The organism is Streptomyces scopuliridis RB72 (assembly GCF_000718095.1).
Classification (GTDB): domain Bacteria; phylum Actinomycetota; class Actinomycetes; order Streptomycetales; family Streptomycetaceae; genus Streptomyces; species Streptomyces scopuliridis.
In genome coordinates this window covers 165617-183071 of record NZ_JOEI01000009.1, presented here as the reverse complement: position 1 = coordinate 183071, position 17455 = coordinate 165617, and the positions used below count along the sequence as shown (strand labels likewise).

At 70.0% G+C, this 17455-nt stretch carries 16 protein-coding genes and 5 tRNA genes; 16 read left to right on the top strand and 5 right to left on the bottom strand.

What is annotated here, in order from left to right:
* Window positions 1–21: 21 nt before the first annotated feature.
* Both IF11_RS0113505 and IF11_RS0113500 read right to left on the bottom strand, forming a co-directional pair.
* Window positions 22–435 (bottom strand): roadblock/LC7 domain-containing protein, encoded by a 414-nt coding sequence (locus IF11_RS0113505; protein WP_030351794.1) that lies wholly within the window; start codon window positions 433–435, stop codon window positions 22–24.
* A gap of 9 nt (window positions 436–444) precedes the next feature.
* Window positions 445–4287, bottom strand: a complete 3843-nt coding sequence (locus IF11_RS0113500) for a nitrate- and nitrite sensing domain-containing protein (RefSeq protein WP_030351793.1) — start codon at window positions 4285–4287, stop codon at window positions 445–447.
* 515 nt (window positions 4288–4802) lie between these two features.
* Between IF11_RS0113500 and IF11_RS40860 the strand changes: the two genes are divergently transcribed.
* From IF11_RS40860 to IF11_RS0113455, 9 genes are all read left to right on the top strand, one after another.
* Window positions 4803–5039: a hypothetical protein gene (locus IF11_RS40860; protein WP_133243254.1), complete on the top strand. Its 237-nt coding sequence runs from the start codon at window positions 4803–4805 to the stop codon at window positions 5037–5039.
* A 156-nt stretch (window positions 5040–5195) separates the two neighbouring features.
* Entirely contained in the window at window positions 5196–5981 is a 786-nt protein-coding gene (locus IF11_RS0113490) for a fumarylacetoacetate hydrolase family protein (protein WP_030351792.1), read from the top strand.
* A complete protein-coding gene (gltX, locus tag IF11_RS0113485; protein WP_030351791.1) occupies window positions 5974–7446 on the top strand; it encodes a glutamate--tRNA ligase in 1473 nt (490 codons plus the stop codon). Before IF11_RS0113490 ends, gltX begins: the two co-directional genes overlap by 8 nt.
* 142 nt (window positions 7447–7588) lie before the next feature.
* Entirely contained in the window at window positions 7589–8308 is a 720-nt protein-coding gene (locus IF11_RS0113480) for an HAD family hydrolase (RefSeq protein ID WP_030351790.1), read from the top strand.
* Window positions 8309–8395: 87 nt separating this feature from the next.
* Window positions 8396–8467 (top strand) — tRNA-Gln (locus IF11_RS0113475).
* Window positions 8468–8486: 19 nt separating this feature from the next.
* A tRNA-Glu gene (locus IF11_RS0113470) sits at window positions 8487–8559 on the top strand.
* A 61-nt stretch (window positions 8560–8620) separates the two neighbouring features.
* Window positions 8621–8693, top strand: a tRNA-Glu gene (locus tag IF11_RS0113465).
* A 16-nt stretch (window positions 8694–8709) separates the two neighbouring features.
* A tRNA-Gln gene (locus tag IF11_RS0113460) sits at window positions 8710–8781 on the top strand.
* Between the two features lie 16 nt (window positions 8782–8797).
* Window positions 8798–8870 (top strand) — tRNA-Glu (locus IF11_RS0113455).
* Window positions 8871–9128: 258 nt separating this feature from the next.
* Here the strand turns inward: IF11_RS0113455 and ndgR are convergent.
* Entirely contained in the window at window positions 9129–9845 is a 717-nt protein-coding gene (gene ndgR / locus IF11_RS0113450; protein WP_030351789.1) for an IclR family transcriptional regulator NdgR, read from the bottom strand.
* 181 nt (window positions 9846–10026) lie between these two features.
* Between ndgR and leuC the strand changes: the two genes are divergently transcribed.
* The 4 genes from leuC (at window position 10027) to IF11_RS0113430 (ending at window position 13200) form a co-directional block, all read left to right on the top strand.
* Complete coding sequence (gene leuC, locus IF11_RS0113445) at window positions 10027–11466, top strand: 3-isopropylmalate dehydratase large subunit (protein ID WP_030351788.1); 1440 nt, start codon at window positions 10027–10029, stop codon at window positions 11464–11466.
* A gap of 2 nt (window positions 11467–11468) precedes the next feature.
* Window positions 11469–12077: a 3-isopropylmalate dehydratase small subunit gene (leuD, locus tag IF11_RS0113440; protein ID WP_030351787.1), complete on the top strand. Its 609-nt coding sequence runs from the start codon at window positions 11469–11471 to the stop codon at window positions 12075–12077.
* A gap of 104 nt (window positions 12078–12181) precedes the next feature.
* Window positions 12182–12409: an SCO5555 family protein gene (locus IF11_RS0113435; RefSeq protein ID WP_030351786.1), complete on the top strand. Its 228-nt coding sequence runs from the start codon at window positions 12182–12184 to the stop codon at window positions 12407–12409.
* A gap of 143 nt (window positions 12410–12552) precedes the next feature.
* Window positions 12553–13200, top strand: coding sequence for an HU family DNA-binding protein (locus tag IF11_RS0113430; RefSeq protein ID WP_030351785.1), 648 nt, complete (start codon window positions 12553–12555; stop codon window positions 13198–13200).
* Between the two features lie 101 nt (window positions 13201–13301).
* On the opposite strand, the gene IF11_RS0113425 is transcribed toward IF11_RS0113430, so the two are convergent.
* A complete protein-coding gene (locus IF11_RS0113425; RefSeq protein WP_030351784.1) occupies window positions 13302–13505 on the bottom strand; it encodes a hypothetical protein in 204 nt (67 codons plus the stop codon).
* Between the two features lie 55 nt (window positions 13506–13560).
* Complete coding sequence (gene cofC, locus IF11_RS0113420) at window positions 13561–14250, bottom strand: 2-phospho-L-lactate guanylyltransferase (RefSeq protein WP_030351783.1); 690 nt, start codon at window positions 14248–14250, stop codon at window positions 13561–13563.
* Between the two features lie 172 nt (window positions 14251–14422).
* Here cofC and IF11_RS0113415 point away from each other — a divergent pair, with 172 nt between their 5' ends.
* From IF11_RS0113415 to IF11_RS0113405, 3 genes are all read left to right on the top strand, one after another.
* A complete protein-coding gene (locus IF11_RS0113415; protein ID WP_030351782.1) occupies window positions 14423–15169 on the top strand; it encodes a lysophospholipid acyltransferase family protein in 747 nt (248 codons plus the stop codon).
* The gene (locus IF11_RS0113410; RefSeq protein WP_030351781.1) at window positions 15166–16167 is read left to right on the top strand and encodes an NAD(P)H-dependent glycerol-3-phosphate dehydrogenase; all 1002 of its coding nucleotides are present in this window, start codon (window positions 15166–15168) and stop codon (window positions 16165–16167) included. The genes IF11_RS0113415 and IF11_RS0113410 overlap by 4 nt, the downstream gene beginning before the upstream one ends.
* Window positions 16168–16242: 75 nt before the next feature.
* Window positions 16243–17415 (top strand): D-alanine--D-alanine ligase family protein, encoded by a 1173-nt coding sequence (locus IF11_RS0113405; protein ID WP_030351780.1) that lies wholly within the window; start codon window positions 16243–16245, stop codon window positions 17413–17415.
* Window positions 17416–17455: the final 40 nt, after the last annotated feature.

Here is a 17455-nt window from a genome sequence, read left to right as displayed (position 1 = left end):
TGGGGGCAGTCCTCGGGAGCCTCAGTGCAACAGACTTCCCTGGAGCTCGGCGCGCAGGTCCGGGGTGAGGACCGTACCGGCGCGATCGACCAGGAGGGCCATCTCGTACCCCACCAGACCGATGTCGCACTCGGGGTGCGCGAGCACGGCCAGGGAGGAACCGTCGGAGACGGACATGAGGAAGAGGAAGCCGCGCTCCATCTCCACCACGGTCTGGTTGACCGGGCCGCCTTCGAAGATCCGGGAAGCCCCCGCGGTGAGCGAGGTCAGACCGGACGCCACGGCCGCGAGCTGATCGGCGCGGTCGCGGGGGAAGCCCTCGGACATGGCCAGCAGAAGTCCGTCGGCGGAGACCACGACCGTGTGGGACACCCCAGGGGTGTTGTCCACGAAGTTGGTGATCAACCAGTTCAGATTCTGCGCAGCCTGACTCATCGGACTCAACTAACGCTCCTGCTGGTGAGAGGTGCCGAGGTTGAAGCCGCTGTTCGTCGGGCCGGTGTTGCCCGCCTGACGACCCTGCTGGATACCCCGACGGAGATTGGTCAGCCGGCCGCGTACGTCAGCCGGCGCACGCGAGACCTGCGGACCGGCCTGGTTGTTCTGTTCCTGCGCGGTCCCCGGCACCAGATTGGCGCGCGGGACCCGGCGGGGCAGACCGGAGGTGGTGATGCCGCCGGCCTGGGGCTTTTTGACCCGCTCGGCCTGGCGTACCAGCTCGTCGTTGGGCGACGTACGCCAGGAGGAAGTGACGCCGACGCCGTTGGTGCCGGAGCCGTTCGTCCCCGAGCCGCCGAAACCGGAACCGCTCGTACCGGACGGCTGGAAACCGGAGCCGTTGGTGCCCTGACCGCCCGGCCCCGAACCGTTGGCGGGCTCGCGCCGCGGCATCGGCTCGCGCTGCTGCGCGGGCGGTACGGGAGACTGCGCGGCCGGACCGCGGTCCTGCGACTGCTGGCCGCCGCCCTGCTGCGAGCCATGGAACCAGTTGGTCTCCAGGGTGTCGTACAGCGGGGTACGGCCATCGCCGGGACCGGCCGGGGGCAGCGCCTCGGGCTGCGGCTGCGGCGGCAGGCCCGGCGGGCGGTAGCCGCCCTCGGAACCGGGAGCCGGAGCCGGCGCCGGGGGCCGCGGGGCGTTGAAGGCCTGCTGGCCGCTGTACTCCGACGTCGGGTACTCCGCCGGCGGCCGGAAGTCGGACTGCGCGTTCTGGCCCTGCGGGACGCCGTACTCGCCGGAGCCGTAGCCCGCCGGAGCCGGTGCGTTGAAGTCCGGACGGGGGAACGCGGCCGTGGACGCCACGTCCTGCGGGCCACCGCGCTGCGCCGGACTCTGGTCGGGCCGGGGCCCGTTGAAGTCCGGGCGCTCGAACTCCGACGTGGAACCGGGGCCCTGCTGCTCGGCCGTCGGCCCGGTGAACTGGCCGGTGGACTCGTGCTCCTCGTGACCGCGCGGGGCGTCCAGCGAGGGACGCGGCGGGACGGCCGGCTGCTCGCTGCCCCAGCTCGTCGTCTGCGGGCGCTGGGGCTGCGGGTTGCCGCCGGGCAGTTCGGCGCGCGGTCCGCCGGGCGGCGGAAGCTGCCGGCCGCGGTCGGGGGCGCCGCCCTGCTGGCCCTGCTGGAAGGCGTTCTGGGCGTGGCCGCTGAAGCCGTTCTGACCGCCCTGGCCGGCCCGGACACCCTGGTCCTGCCTGCTGTTCGGTCCGCTCTGCGCGCCGGGACGGTCCGTACGGCCCTGCCCCTGGCCCTGACCGCCCTGGCCGGGCCCGCTCTGGGGCGGCGCACCGAAGGCGTTCTGGCTGAAGACACTGGGCTGACCGGAACCCTGACGCTGCGGATCGCGCGATCCACCGCCCTGGGAGCCGCCCGGCGCTCCGCCCTGTGTGCCGTCGCGGGACGGCAGCGCGGCGCGCGGGCCCGTACCGGCGCCCACCTGACCGCGCGGCGCACCCGAGCCGAGCAGACCGCCGCCCGTTCCCGCACTTCCGGCACTGACACCGGGGCGGCCGCCACCGGCCGTACCGGGAGCACCGGTCAACTGGCCGCCCGTACCGGCGGGAGCCTGGCCCGCGCCGTTCTGGCCGCCGGGACCGACGCCCGCGCCCGGCCGGCCCACCGGGCCCTTCTTGCCGCCGTGGGCGACATCGACGGGCAGCATGACCAGCGCGGTCGTACCGCCCGAGTCGGAGGGGCGCAGCTGGATCCGGATGCCGTGTCGCAGCGAGAGCCGGCCGACCACGAACAGACCCATGCGGCGCGAGACCGAGACATCCACGGTGGGCGGCGAGGCGAGCCGCTCGTTGATCGCCGCGAGGTCCTCGGGCGAGAGGCCGATACCGGTGTCGTGGATCTCGACGAGCACCCGCCCGTCGGGCAGCGCGTGACCGGTGACCCGGACCTTCGTCTGCGGGCTGGAGAACGACGTGGCGTTCTCCAGCAGCTCGGCGAGGAGGTGAACGAGGTCGTTGACGACCCGGCCCGCGACCTCGGTCGTGGGCACCGAGGCGAGTTCGATGCGCTCGTACTGCTCCACCTCGGAGGCGGCGGCACGGAGCACGTCGACCAGCGGGACGGGACGGGTCCAGCGGCGGCCCGGCTCCTCGCCCGCGAGGACGAGGAGGTTCTCACCGTTACGGCGCATACGGGTCGCGAGGTGGTCGAGCTTGAAGAGCGAGGAGAGCTGGTCCGGGTCGGCCTCGCGGGACTCCAGCTCGGAGATGAGGGACAGCTGGCGCTGGATGAGGCCCTGGCTGCGGCGCGAGAGGTTGGTGAACATCGCGTTGACGTTGCCTCGCAGGAGGGCCTGCTCGGCCGCGAGCCTGACCGCCTCGCGGTGCACGTCGTCGAAGGCCGCGGCGACCTTTCCGATCTCGTCCTTGGAGTGCACACCGACCGACTCGACCGAGGTGTCGACATCCTGCGGGTCCGAGTCCGAGAGCTGCTTGACCAGCTCGGGCAGCCGGTCCTGGGCGACCCGCGTCGCGGTGTCCTGGAGCCGGCGCAGCGAGCGGATCATGGAGCGGGCCACCACGAAGGCGCCGACCAGCGAGACCCCGAGCACGAGCAGGATCACGGCGGCGTTGATGATCGCGTCCTGCTGCGAACTGGTGCGCAGCTCGCGGGCCTTGCCCTCCATCTCGCCCAGCAGCGTGGCCTCGATGGTCTTCATCGCGTCGATCCGCGTAGACGCCTGGTCGGTCCAGTCCAGATACGAGCGGTTGGGCTGCGTCTGGAGCCCGTCGGTGGTGGCGAGGACGCGGTCCGCGTACTTCTCGGACGCCTGGATCTCCGGGTTGCCCTGGCCGTTGAGCGGAGCCATCAGCTCCTCGGCGTTGCCGCCCATCGACTCGTACAGCCGGCTGAAGGAGGTGAGGGCGTTCTTCTCCTTGGTGGCAGCGGCCAGACCGTAGAGGCGGTCGTTCTCGGTGAGCTTGCCCTTGGTCTTCGGGTCGGCCGGCAGCGCGGCGGCGATGATCGCCCGCTGGATCGACGCGTACTCCTTGGCGGACGAGAACGCGGCCAGCGCACGGGTCCGCTTGATCATGTCCGGGTTGCTGGTCGCCTGCGCCATGTCCTGCGAGAGGCTGAGCAGCGAGTCGATCAGTCCGCTGTACGCGTCGACCGTCAGCGAGTCCGCGTCCGAGGTGTAGGCGCCCTTGCGGATTTCGCTGATCTTGTTGACCTGGGTGGCGATCTGGTTGACGTTCGAGCGGATGCTCTCCAGCGCCTGGTCGCCGTCGGTATTGCCGATGTCGACCGTGGCGTCGAGGAACGCCCTCTTCGCGCGGTCGGTCGACGTACGGCGGTCCTGGACCTTGAAGTCCTTCGGATTGACACCGTTGTTGAGCGGACCCGCCGACTCGTCACGCTCCAGCTGGAGCGCGGCGGCCAGGCTGGTCGCCTCCTTGGTCATCTTGGTGAGCAGCTGCATGTGCTCCAGCTGCTGCATGTCATTCATCGACTCGTTGATCCGGAGTCCACCCAGGGTGGTGGCCGCGACCACGGGGAGGGTGAGCAGCGCCACCAGGCGCGTGCTGATGCGCCAGTTGCGCAGCGCTATTCGTGACCCGGCGTCAGTCGGCGCCGCTGCCTTGGGCGCTGACTGGGGCGTGGCCGGGGACCCGGCGCCACCAGGAGCCGCCCCGGGGCGTCCCGCACGGCCGCCGGTCTCGCCCGACGGTGCCGGGCCCGGGTTCTGGGTGTGCTGGGGCGAGGAGCCGCGGTCGGTTCCGCCACGGGACTCCTGCTCCGCCGCAGCGCTGCTATCCCTCTTGAAACGTCCCTGCACTAGCGTCGCAACCTCTGGACCAGGCGTCCCCCCGCGAACGGCGGGACGGTGTCGGCGTCGTGGGGCGCTGAGCGCTCCCCATGGTGGTCGTGAGTGACCGGCGCTTGCTCCCCTTCCCCACCGCCACTCGGCGCTGCGTTGCGCCCCTGCGCGCCGGTACTTGAAACCCGCGGCGGTGGGGGGAATTCCAGCACAGTGCAGGATCTCCAACAAGGGCAGGCGGCAGCCGTGTGACCTGAATGACACGGTGTGAGCGGCGCATCACAAGCCGTAGAAAGGGTTCGCGGAGGAAAGGGACTTTTATTGACGAGCCACTTACGGGTGGGGGGTGTCCCAGTCCTCATGATCAGGAGCGGAATGTAACGTTCAGTAGCGCATTGTCCGTTTCCTTGACTGTCGGGCCCCGTCCGTAATGTGAGAAATGCCCGGCGAGTCGTGAGCAAACTCACACGGTGATCGCCGATCGATGCCCGCTCCGCCGGGGAATTGGGTGTTTAGCCTGACGCTTTACAGGGATGGCATATCCGACAAGCGGCGCCCCGGCGCCCGTACACCGACAGGGTCTGACAGCAGAGATGAAGACGACGACGATCTTCCGCACCACCGCCAACCCCCGGCGCACCACGCTGGCGCATCTGAAGGACGCCGAGGAACTGGTCCCCGTGGAGCACCCGGAGCACTCTGTCGAGCTGCCGAACCGCACCGCCAACCCCCGCCGTACGACCCTCATGGACGCGCCCGTCGCCCCGTAGGTTCCCGCCGGCCCCGAATCCGGGTGATCCGCTTCCGCCCTTCCCTCGCCGGGACGGCCGCTCCGTCCCGCGCGAGGGCGGCACCGCGTGCCGCCGCGCTAGCCTGGAGCGTCAGTCTCCAGACCAGCGAGCAAGAGTGAGGGGCGACAGCATCCCGTGCGCATCGCCAGATTCTCCATCGACGGCAATGTCGCCTTCGGCGCGGTCGAGGGCGACGGCAGCGGCGACCCCGCCGGCCTCGTCCTCGACATCATCAAGGGCATTCCGTACGCCGACTTCGAGCTCTCCGGCACCAAGGTCCCGCTGAGCAAGGTCCGCCTCCTGCCGCCCGTGATCGGCAACAAGATCCTCGGCATCGGCCGCAACTACGCCGATCACGCGGCCGAACTGGGCAACGCCGTACCGGAAGTCCCCGTCGTCTTCCTCAAGCCGACCACCGCGCTGATCGGCACCGGCGACGCCATCGAGTACCCCTCCTTCTCGCAGGAGGTCCACTACGAGGCCGAACTCGCCGTCGTCATCGGCCGGATGTGCCGCGAGGTCCCGCGCGAGCGCGTGAAGGACGTCATCTTCGGCTACACCTGCGCCAACGACGTCACGGCCCGAGACACCCAGCGCAGCGAGAACCAGTGGTCCCGCGCCAAGGGCTTCGACACCTCGTGCCCGCTCGGCCCCTGGGTGGAGACCGACCTCGACCCCTCCGACCTCACCCTCCAGTGCACGGTCAACGGCGAGCAACGCCAACTGGGCCGGACGAGCGAGATGATCCGCTCCATCGAGGACGTGATCGTCCACATCACCGAGGCCATGACGCTGCTCCCGGGCGACGTCATCCTCACGGGCACCCCCGCCGGGGTCGGCCCCCTCAGCGTCGGCGACGAGGTCGCCGTCACCATCGAAGGCATCGGCACTCTCACCAACAAGGTGATCAAGCGTGGCTAACGGACCCGTCCGTGTACGTTTCTGTCCCTCGCCGACCGGCAACCCCCATGTGGGACTGGTCCGCACCGCCCTGTTCAACTGGGCGTTCGCCCGGCACAGCGGCGGCACCATGGTCTTCCGTATCGAGGACACCGACGCGGCGCGCGACTCCGAGGAGTCGTACGCGCAGCTGCTCGACTCGATGCGCTGGCTGGGGCTCGACTGGGACGAGGGCCCCGAGATCGGCGGGCCGCACGCACCGTACCGCCAGTCGCAGCGGATGGACCTCTACCGCGACGCCGCCGAGAAGCTGCTCGCCGCGGGCCACGCGTACCACTGCTACTGCACCACCGAGGAGCTGGACGCGCGCCGCGAGGCGGCCCGCGCGGCCGGCCGGCCCTCGGGGTACGACGGCCAGTGCCGCGATCTGACCGCGGAGCAGAAGGCGGCGTACGAGGCCGAGGGCCGGACCTCCATCGTCCGCTTCCGGATGCCCGACGAGCCGATCACCTTCACGGACCTGGTCCGCGGCGAGCTGACCTTCACCCCGGAGAACGTCCCGGACTACGGCATCGTGCGCGCCAACGGCGCCCCGCTCTACACGCTCGTCAACCCGGTCGACGACGCGCTGATGGAGATCACCCACGTACTGCGCGGCGAGGACCTGCTCTCCTCCACCCCGCGCCAGGTCGCGCTCTACAAAGCGCTGATCGAGCTGGGCATCGCGAAGGAGATCCCGGCGTTCGGACACCTCCCGTACGTCATGGGCGAGGGCAACAAGAAGCTCTCCAAGCGCGATCCGCAGGCGTCCCTCAACCTCTACCGCGAGCGCGGCTTCCTGCCCGAGGGACTGCTCAACTACCTCTCGCTGCTGGGCTGGTCGCTCGCCGCGGACCGCGACATCTTCTCGATGGAGGAGATGGTCGCCGCGTTCGACATCGCGGACGTCAACGCCAATCCGGCCCGCTTCGACCTGAAGAAGGCCGAGGCGATCAACGCCGACCACATCCGGCAGCTGGATGTGAAGACGTTCATCGAGGCGTGCGGCCCCTGGCTGAAGGCCCCGCACGCGCCCTGGGCGCCGGAGTCCTTCGACGCCACGGCCTTCGAGGCGCTGGCCCCGCTGGCCCAGACCCGGGTCACGGTGCTCTCGGACATCACCGCCAATGTCGACTTCCTCTTCCTCGACGCGCCCGTGGAGGACGAGGCGTCCTGGACGAAGGCGATGAAGCCGGGCGCCGACGCGCTGCTGGCCACGGCCCGTACGAAGATCGCCGAGGCGGAGTGGAACGCCGAAGCGCTCAAGAACGCGGTGCTCGCGGCCGGCGAGGAGCACGGCCTCAAGCTGGGCAAGGCCCAGGCCCCGGTCCGCGTCGCGGTCACGGGCCGCACGGTGGGCCTGCCGCTCTTCGAGTCCCTGGAGATCCTGGGCCGCGAGCGCACCCTGTCCCGGATCGACGCGGCCCTGGCGAAGCTGACGTCCTGAGAACCGTCGCGGGGTACCGTCGGTGTTATGCGGATACGCGCCGTGCTGTGGGACATCGACGACACCCTCTTCGACGCTGCGTACATCGGGGGATGACCCCCGAACCCCCAGCCGTGGGGGCGTAGCGGGGTACCGTCGTGTCATGGCGATTCGGGCCGTCCTCTGGGACATCGACGACACTCTCTTCGACTACACCAGCGCGGACCGCGCCGGCATGCGGGGTCATCTCGCCGCCGAGGGCCTGGCCGACCGATTTCCCACGGTCGACCGGGCCCTCGGGCGTTGGCGGGAGATCACCGATCTGAACTGGGACCGGTTCGCCGCGGGGGAGACCGACTTCCAGGGGCAGCGGCGCGACCGCGTGCGGATGTTCCTCGGGGCCGAACTGAGCGACGCGGAGGCGGACGCCTGGTTCGAGCGGTACATCGTTCACTTCGAGTCCGCCTGGTCGCTGTTTCCCGACAGCCTCGCCGTGCTGGACGGGCTCGCCGCCGACTACCGGCAGGCCGTCCTGTCGAATTCCAGCATCCGCAACCAGGACCGCAAGCTGCGCGTCCTGGGGGTACGGGACCACTTCGAAGCGGTGCTGTGCGCGGCCGAGCTGGGGGTCGCGAAGCCCGACGCCGCCGCCTTCCACGCCGCCTGCGACGCGCTGGCGCTGGACCCCGGGGAGGTGGCGTACGTGGGCAACGAGCCGGACACCGACGCCGGCGGGGCGGTGGCCGCGGGACTCGCCGGGGTCTGGCTGGACCGGGGCGGGATCGGCGGGCGCCCCGAGCTGGTACGGATCACCGATCTCGGCCAGCTTCCCGGCCTGCTGCGCGGCGATACCCGTTTTGGAGCGCTGTCCGCGATCGGGTAATGTTCTTCCTGCGCCGCCCAAGAAGACCGAAAGGTCCGACCGGGAGACGTAAGCCAGACAAACCCCCGCATGGGGGTTCAGTTTTGGTGGGCTATGGTGTAATTGGCAGCACGACGGTTTCTGGTTCCGTTAGTCTAGGTTCGAGTCCTGGTAGCCCAGCGCAGATGTTCTCTGCAACGCCCCCGTTGTGTAGCGGCCTAGCACGCTGCCCTCTCACGGCAGTAGCGCCGGTTCGAATCCGGTCGGGGGTACAGATCCTTCTCTCCGATGCCTTCGGGTCGCACCCGGATACGTCGATGCAGGATCGCTAGGGCCCCCGTTGTGTAGCGGCCTAGCACGCCGCCCTCTCAAGGCGGTAGCGCCGGTTCGAATCCGGTCGGGGGTACTGGTCTAAACCACTATGGGCTATGGTGTAATTGGCAACACGACGGTTTCTGGTTCCGTTGTTCTAGGTTCGAGTCCTGGTAGCCCAGCTGGACTTCGGTCCATGCCCCCGTTGTGTAGCGGCCTAGCACGCTGCCCTCTCACGGCAGTAGCGCCGGTTCGAATCCGGTCGGGGGTACATCAAGTAGTACGAGAAGGCCCTTCCGTTCGCGGGAGGGCCTTTCCGCTGTCCACGGCCGCCGCCACCGCGCTGTCAACCGCCGCTGCCTGAGCGCCTGTTGGACTCCTCCGCCGGCCTGTGCGGTCCGGCGGTACCGGCCCGGCCGCTGCGGCGCTGGAGCGGCCTGCCGGTGTGAGCGGGCAGTGGAACGTACGTAACGGGGAGTGCGGCGGGGGAGCGTGAGACGACAGGCCCTGGGGGTCTGGCGGCGGCGGATCAGCCGCTGCGGCGCAGGGCCTCGCTCAGCCGGCCCGCCGCGTCTATCACGGCCTGCGCGTGCATCCGGCCCGGGTGCCGGGTGAGCCGCTCGATCGGTCCGGATACCGAGACCGCCGCGACCACGCGGTTGGAGGGCCCCCGTACCGGCGCGGAGACCGAGGCCACCCCCGGCTCGCGCTCGCCGATCGACTGGGCCCAGCCCCTGCGCCGTACGCCCGAGAGCGCCGTCGCCGTGAACCTGGCCCCCTGGAGACCGCGGTGCAGCCGCTCGGGCTCCTCCCAGGCCATCAGGATCTGGGCCGAGGAGCCCGCCTTCATCGTGAGCGTGGAGCCGACCGGGACCGTGTCCCGCAGTCCGGAGAGCCGCTCCGCCGCCGCCACGCATATCCGCATATCACCCTGGCGTCGGTAGAGCTGCGCGCTCTCGCCGGTCATGTCCCGCAGATGTGTGAGTACGGGTCCGGCCGTGGCCAGCAGACGGTCCTCGCCGGCCGCGGCGGCCAGCTCGGCCAGCCGCGGGCCGAGAATGAACCGGCCCTGCATGTCCCTCGCCACCAGCCGGTGATGTTCCAGTGCCACGGCCAGTCTGTGGGCCGTGGGCCGTGCGAGCCCGGTCGCCGCGACCAGTCCGGCGAGGGTGGCCGGACCGGACTCCAGGGCGCTCAATACCAGAGCAGCCTTGTCGAGAACGCCGACGCCGCTAGAGTTGTCCATGAAACGATACTCGCGTCTCACTCTGTGAAACGCAAGTTCAATTTCCCAGGGAACTTGCCAACCTGTATGTACGGGCCCGCGGACCGACGGGTCTCCAGGCGACGTCCGGTACGTGGGGAACGGACGTGGGCCCACATATCTCTAGGAGCGCCGGCTGTGAGAGCCGGTCGGAGGGAAAGCGATGGGTAGGACACTCGCGGAGAAGGTCTGGGACGATCATGTCGTCCGGCGCGCAGAGGGCGAGCCCGACCTCCTCTTCATCGATCTGCACCTGCTGCACGAGGTGACCAGCCCCCAGGCCTTCGACGGCCTGCGGATGAGCGACCGGAAGGTCCGGCGGCTCGACCTCACCATCGCGACCGAGGACCACAACACCCCCACCCTCGACATCGACAAGCCCATCGCGGACCCCGTCTCCCGTGTCCAGTTGGAGACGCTCCGTAAGAACTGCGCCGACTTCGGCGTACGGCTGCATCCGCTCGGCGATGTCGAGCAGGGCGTCGTCCATGTCGTGGGCCCGCAGCTGGGGCTGACCCAGCCCGGCACCACCGTGGTCTGCGGCGACAGTCACACCTCCACCCACGGCGCCTTCGGCGCGCTGGCGTTCGGCATCGGCACCAGCCAGGTCGAGCATGTCCTGGCCACCCAGACGCTGCCGCTGGCCCGCCCCAGGACCATGGCGATCACGGTCGAGGGCGAACTGCCCGCCGAGGTCACCGCGAAGGACCTGATCCTCGCGATCATCGCGAGGATCGGCACCGGCGGCGGCCAGGGCTACATCCTCGAATACCGGGGCTCCGCCATCGAGAAGCTCTCGATGGAAGCGCGGATGACCATCTGCAACATGTCCATCGAAGCCGGGGCCAGGGCGGGCATGATCGCCCCCGACGAGACCACCTTCACCTACCTCAAGGGCCGCGACCACGCCCCCGAGGGCGCGGACTGGGACGCGGCGGTCGCCTACTGGCGGACGCTGCGCACCGACGACGACGCGGTCTTCGACGCCGAGGTCTTCATCGACGCCGCGGAACTGGCCCCGTTCGTCACCTGGGGCACCAACCCCGGCCAGGGAGCGCCGCTCTCCGCGAACGTCCCCGACCCGGCTTCGTACGAGGACGCCTCGGAGCGCCACGCCGCCGAAAGGGCCCTGGAATACATGGGGTTGACCGCCGGGCAGGCGCTGCGCGACATCAGGGTCGACACCGTCTTCGTAGGCTCCTGCACCAACGGCCGTATCGAGGACCTGCGCTCGGCGGCCTCGCTGCTCGACGGCCGCAAAGTCGCGGACGGTGTACGGATGCTGGTGGTCCCCGGTTCGGTACGGGTCGCCCTCCAGGCCGTCGAAGAGGGCCTGGACAAGGTCTTCACCGCCGCGGGAGCGGAGTGGCGCCACGCGGGCTGCTCGATGTGTCTGGGCATGAACCCCGACCAACTCGCGCCCGGCGAGCGCTCCGCGTCCACCTCCAACCGCAACTTCGAGGGCCGGCAGGGCAAGGGCGGCCGTACCCACCTGGTCTCCCCCCAGGTCGCCGCCGCCACCGCCGTGCTGGGTCACCTGGCCTCGCCCGCCGATCTGTCCGACACCGATGCCGGCGCCCGTACGCCCGCTGGAGCGCGATAACCATGGAAGCCTTCACCACCCACACCGGCCGGGCCGTACCGCTGCGCCGCAGCAACGTGGACACCGACCAGATCATCCCGGCGCACTGGCTCAAGAAGGTCACCCGCGACGGTTTCGAGGACGGGCTCTTCGAGGCCTGGCGCAAGGACCCCGAGTTCGTCCTCAACCGCCCCGAGTACGCGGGGGCCACCGTGCTGGTCGCGGGACCGGACTTCGGCACCGGATCGTCCCGTGAACACGCCGTCTGGGCCCTGCAGAACTTCGGTTTCAAGGCCGTCATCTCCTCCCGGTTCGCCGATATCTTCCGCGGCAACTCGCTCAAGAACGGTCTGCTGACCGTGGTTCTGGAGCAGCCGGTCGTGGACGCCCTCTGGGCGATCGCGGAGAGCGACCCCACGGCGGAGATCGCCGTGGACCTGGAGCAGCGCCAGGTGCGGGCGACCTCCCCCGACGGAGCAACGCTGACGGCTGATTTCGAGCTTGACGAGAACGCCCGCTGGCGGTTGCTGAACGGGCTCGACGACATCAGTCTCACCCTTCAGAACGAAGCGGACATCGCCGCGTACGAGGCCGCCAGGCCGTCCTTCAAACCGCGCACAATTACCGCCTGAGCAGCGCTTTTCCCCTACTGCACCCCCTGCCTCCCGGCAGGGGGTGCAGTTGCTTGTTGAGCCCCCGCCGGGCGACAACTCGCCCCAGATGGCACAATCGGTGCATGGAACGCGACAGCCAACTCAAGCTCTACGGGTTAGTCGCCGAACAACTCAAAGAAGCGCACGCGAAGGTGCGTGCACTGCAAGTCCCGGATGGCGTACGGATGGCGCTCTCCCGGAAGCTGCTGGTCATCACGGCCGCGGCGAAACACGATCTCCCGGATGCGGCGCGACGTCTGGACCGCTTGATGAAGGACCTGGACGAGGGTCGATTTCCGGAAGGCGACTGACCTCCGCGGATCTCCGCCAGGTCGACTTCGTTGCGGCACTAGGGTGATTAGCCCGTTTCGTGTTTGATTTGCGGTATATATCTGCCTAACGTGCGAAAAAGCTTGAACACTTTCGTTCTGGCAATGTCTCCGAAGGGGAAGACGTGAACAAGGCGCAGCTCGTAGAAGCGATTGCGGACAAGGTCGGCGGCCGCCAGCAGGCCGCGGACGCGGTCGACGCGGTACTCGACGCGATCGTCCGCGCGGTGGTCGCCGGAGACCGGGTCTCGGTCACCGGATTCGGCTCGTTCGAGAAGGTCGACCGCCCGGCCCGTTACGCCCGTAACCCGCAGACCGGTGAGCGCGTCCGGGTCAAGAAGACCTCGGTGCCCCGCTTCCGCGCGGGACAGGGCTTCAAGGACCTGGTCAGCGGCTCGAAGAAGCTCCCCAGGGGCGGCGAGGTGGCCGTCAAGAAGGCTCCCAAGGGCAGCCTCTCGGGCGGCGTTTCCGCCCGTACGACCGTGAAGGCCGCGGCCAAGAAGGCCACCGCCAAGACCGCGGCGGCCCGCAAGACCGCGGTCAAGAAGGCCACGGCCGCCAAGAAGACCGCGGTCAAGAAGACCGCCGCCGCCAAGAAGGCCACCGCGAAGAAGGCCACGCCGGCGAAGAAGACCGCCAAGACGGCCGCGGCCAAGAAGGCCACCGCGAAGAAGACCGCGCCGGCCAAGAAGGCGACGGCCAAGAAGGCCCCCGCGCGAAAGGCCACCGCGCGCACCACCACCGCGAAGAAGACCGCCGCCAGGAAGAAGTAGGCAGGAAGCGGCACAGGGCCACACGCGCCGGGCCGGGCTCCCCTCGGGGAGCCCGGCCCGCGGCGTTGTACGGGGTACGGGAAGGCCCTGGACGGGACGCGTCAGAGCGTCTGGAGCGTCACCAGCGTGATCCTCAGGGACGCGCCCTCGCCCTCGGTCTCGATCCGTACGCGCTGTCCTTGCCGGAGCAGCAGCAGCCCGCCGGCGTCGAAGGCGGCCGCGTCGAACTCCACCGGGGTGCCGTCGTCCAACAGCACACTTCCGGCGCGGGTCTCGGAATCGTATGTGTACGAGGTCGCCTGCATAACCGCAGCGTAGCGGTCCTCCGCCGGCCCGTGGTGGCCGCCGTGGGGGCCGCGCTCAGCTCCCCGGCCGCGGCGCGGGCAGCGGGCCGCACGGCGCGTACCGGCGGGCCGTGTACGGGCCCAGCCCCAGCGCCGCCGCCGCCCGCAGATCATCGCCCGTGTCGACGTCCTGTCGTACGGAATCGACCCCGGTCAGGACAATTTCCACCGCTCCCGAGGACAAATGCCGATGCCGGGAGGGGCCGCCGAAAGCCGGATTCAATTCGGCACCGGGCGCGGCCGTCAGCAATGTCGTACCGATTTCGGCGGCGTCCGCGAGAAAGGCGCGTGGAAATGCGTCCGCGGCGGAGAGCACCCGGGCCAGTTCGGCGGGCCGCAGCGCCGGCAGATCCGCGTTGAGCGCGGCCACGGCCGCCCGTGGCCTGACCGCCCTGACGGCCCGCGCGCCATGCGCCAGCGCCGCGTTGAGACCGTTCGCCGGGGAGTCGGGCACGATACGCGCCCCCAGCTCGGCCAGTTCCGCGCTCGCCGTCGGGTCGTCCGTGACGACCACCACATCCCGGACCACGGGGCTGGCCAGCGCGGCTGCCACGGTGTCCTGCGCGAACGCGAGGGCGAGCCGCGGGCGCAGGGCGTCGCCCGCCGTCCCGGCGAGCCTGCTCTTGGCCAGCCGGAGCGGTTTGAGGGGGACGACCAGAGACCAGCGGGCGGTCGGGTCGGTGTTCGTGGCGAACTCTCCGTCCATGCTGTAGCGGCCCAGGTGTATCCGCCCTCTATTGTGGCCCGGCACCGTCCCGGCCCACAGAGGTGGTCCCGGAGGCGAGGCGTACGGTGTTCTCGACAGAGCAGGGGCCCGGGGCCACACTTGACCCCCGGCAGCCGGGCAGTGAGCCGGGCGAGAAGAGGAAGGTGTCCGAGTGTCCCGCCGCAGAATCGGCTTCTGGTACCGCCTTGCGGCGGCCATCGCGAAACCGCCGCTGATCGTTCTGCTCAAGCGGGACTGGAAGGGTGCGGAGCACATTCCGGCCGACGGTGGATTCATCACCGCGGTGAACCACAATTCGCATCTCGACCCGTTCGCCTACGCGCACTTCCAGTACAACACCGGCCGTGTTCCGCGCTTCCTCGCCAAGCACGGCCTATTCACCAAGGGATTCATCGGGGCCGTGATGCGCGGCACCGGCCAGATTCCCGTCTACCGCGAGACCAGCGACGCGCTGAGCGCCTTCCGCGCCGCCATCGAGGCCGTCGAGCGCGGCGAGTGCGTGGCCTTCTACCCCGAGGGCACCCTCACCCGCGACCCCGGCCTGTGGCCCATGACCGCCAAGACCGGGGTCGCCAGGGTCGCCCTGCAGACCAAGTGCCCGGTCATCCCCGTCGCGCAGTGGGGCGCCAACCTGCTGCTGCCGCCGTACGCGAAGAAGCCGAACCTCTTCCCGCGCAAGACGCACCACGTGCTTGTCGGACCGCCCGTGGACCTGGCGCGCTACTACGGCCTGGACATCACCCCCGAATTGCTGCGCGAGGTCACCGAGGTCATCATGGCCGCGATCACGGAACTGCTCTCCGAACTGCGCGGGGAGCCGGTGCCCACGGCCGCGTACGACCATCGCAAGGCCAGGGCGGAACAGCGGCGCAAGGCCGCGGAAGAGGGGTCGAAGTGACGCGGGTCGCCGTCTTCGGAGCGGGTTCGTGGGGCACGGCGTTCGCCATGGTCCTCGCCGACGCGGGGTGCGACGTGACGGTCTGGGGCCGCCGCGCGGAGGTCGTCGAGGCGATCAACACCTCGCGCACCAACCCGGACTATCTGCCCGGCTTCGAACTGCCCGCGGGCGTACGGGCCACCACCGACCCCGCGGAGGCCGCCCGCGGCGCCGAGTTCACGGTGCTCACCGTGCCCTCGCAGACACTGCGAGGCAATCTCGCCGAGTGGGCGCCCGTACTGCCCGCCGACACCGTGCTCGTCTCGCTGATGAAAGGCGTCGAACTCGGCACGGCCAAGCGGATGAGCGAGGTGATCGAGGAGGTCGCCAAGGCACCGGCCGAGCGGGTCGCCGTGATCACCGGCCCCAACCTCGCCAAGGAGATCGCCGGACGGATGCCGGCCGCCGCCGTCGTCGCGTGCCGGGACGAGGCCGTCGCGCGCCGCCTCCAGTCCGCCTGCCACAACCCGTACTTCCGCCCGTACACCAACACCGACGTCGTCGGCTGCGAACTCGGCGGCGCGGTCAAGAACGTCATCGGTCTCGCCGTCGGCATCGCGGACGGCATGGGTCTCGGCGACAACACCAAAGCCTCCCTGATGACCCGCGGTCTGGCGGAGACCACCCGGCTCGGCCTCGCCATGGGCGCCGACCCGCACACCTTCTCCGGCCTCGCCGGCATGGGCGATCTGATCGCCACCTGCTCCTCGCCGCTCTCCCGCAACCACACCTTCGGCACCAACCTCGGCCGCGGGATGACCCTCCAGGAGACCATCGCGGTCACCAAGCAGACCGCGGAAGGCGTCAAATCCTGTGAGTCCGTGCTCGATCTCGCCCGCCGCCACGGCGTCGACATGCCGCTCACGGAGACGGTCGTGGACATCGTGCACAACGGCAAGCCGCCGCTCGTCGCGCTCAAGGAACTGATGTCGCGCAGCGCCAAGCCCGAGCGAAGCTGACTCCGCGCGACCGGCGCCGACCCGGCCGCGACCAACGCTGACTCGGGCGCTACCAACAGGTACGCTCATCGCGATATGAGCAGCGAGAACTCCCCCCAGAGCCCTGAGCAGCAGCTCCGCAAGCCGCGCGTGGCCGTCGTCTTCGGCGGCCGGAGCTCCGAGCACGCCATTTCCGTGGTCACGGCCGGGGCCGTACTGCGGTCCATCGACCGGACGAAGTACGACGTCCTGCCCATCGGCATCACCACCGACGGCCGCTGGGCGCTCACCGCCGACGATCCCGAGCGGATGGCCATCGCCGACCGCGCGCTGCCGAGCGTCGACCAGATCGCCGAGTCCACCGACGGCGCCGTCGTACTCTCCATCGACCCGGGCAACCGCGAGGTCGTCTACAGCGAGCCGGGTTCCGTACCCAAGGTGCTGGGCGAGGTCGATGTCGTCTTCCCCGTCCTGCACGGCCCGTACGGAGAGGACGGCACGCTCCAGGGCCTGCTGGAGCTCTCCGGAGTCCCGTACGTCGGCGCGGGCGTCCTCGCCTCCGCCGTCGGGCAGGACAAGGAGTACATGAAGCGGGTGTTCACCTCCTTCGGGCTGCCCGTCGGCCCGTATCTGGTGATCCGCCCCCGCGAATGGGAGCAGGGCCCCGAAGGAGCCAAGGGCGCCGCCGCCCGTAAGAAGATCACCGACTTCGCGGCCGAGCACGGCTGGCCGCTCTTCGTGAAGCCCGCCCGCGCCGGATCCTCCATGGGGATCACCAAGGTCGAGGACGCCTCGGGGCTCGACGAGGCGATCGCCGAGGCCCAGCGCCACGACCCCAAGATCCTGGTGGAGTCGCTGCTGCGGGGCCGCGAGATCGAGTGCGGAGTGCTGGAGTTCGAGGACGGCCCCCGCGCGAGCGTGCCCGCCGAGATCCCGCCGGTCACGGCGCACGACTTCTACGACTTCGAGGCCAAGTACATCGACTCGGCCACGGGTCTGGTGCCCGCGCCCCTCACCGAGGAGCAGACGGCCGAGGTACAGCGGCTGGCCGTCGAGGCGTTCGAGGCCGCCTCCTGCGAGGGCCTGGTCCGCGCGGACTTCTTCCTCACCGAGGACGGCGAGTTCGTCATCAACGAGATCAATACGCTGCCGGGCTTCACGCCCATCTCGATGTTCCCGAGGATGTGGCAGGAGAGCGGCGTCGGTTACCCGGAGCTGATCGACCGGCTGATCCAGGCGGCGCTGCGCCGGCCGACCGGGCTGCGCTGACGCCCGTACCGGGCCCTCATCAGTGGCCGCACCGTCCGCG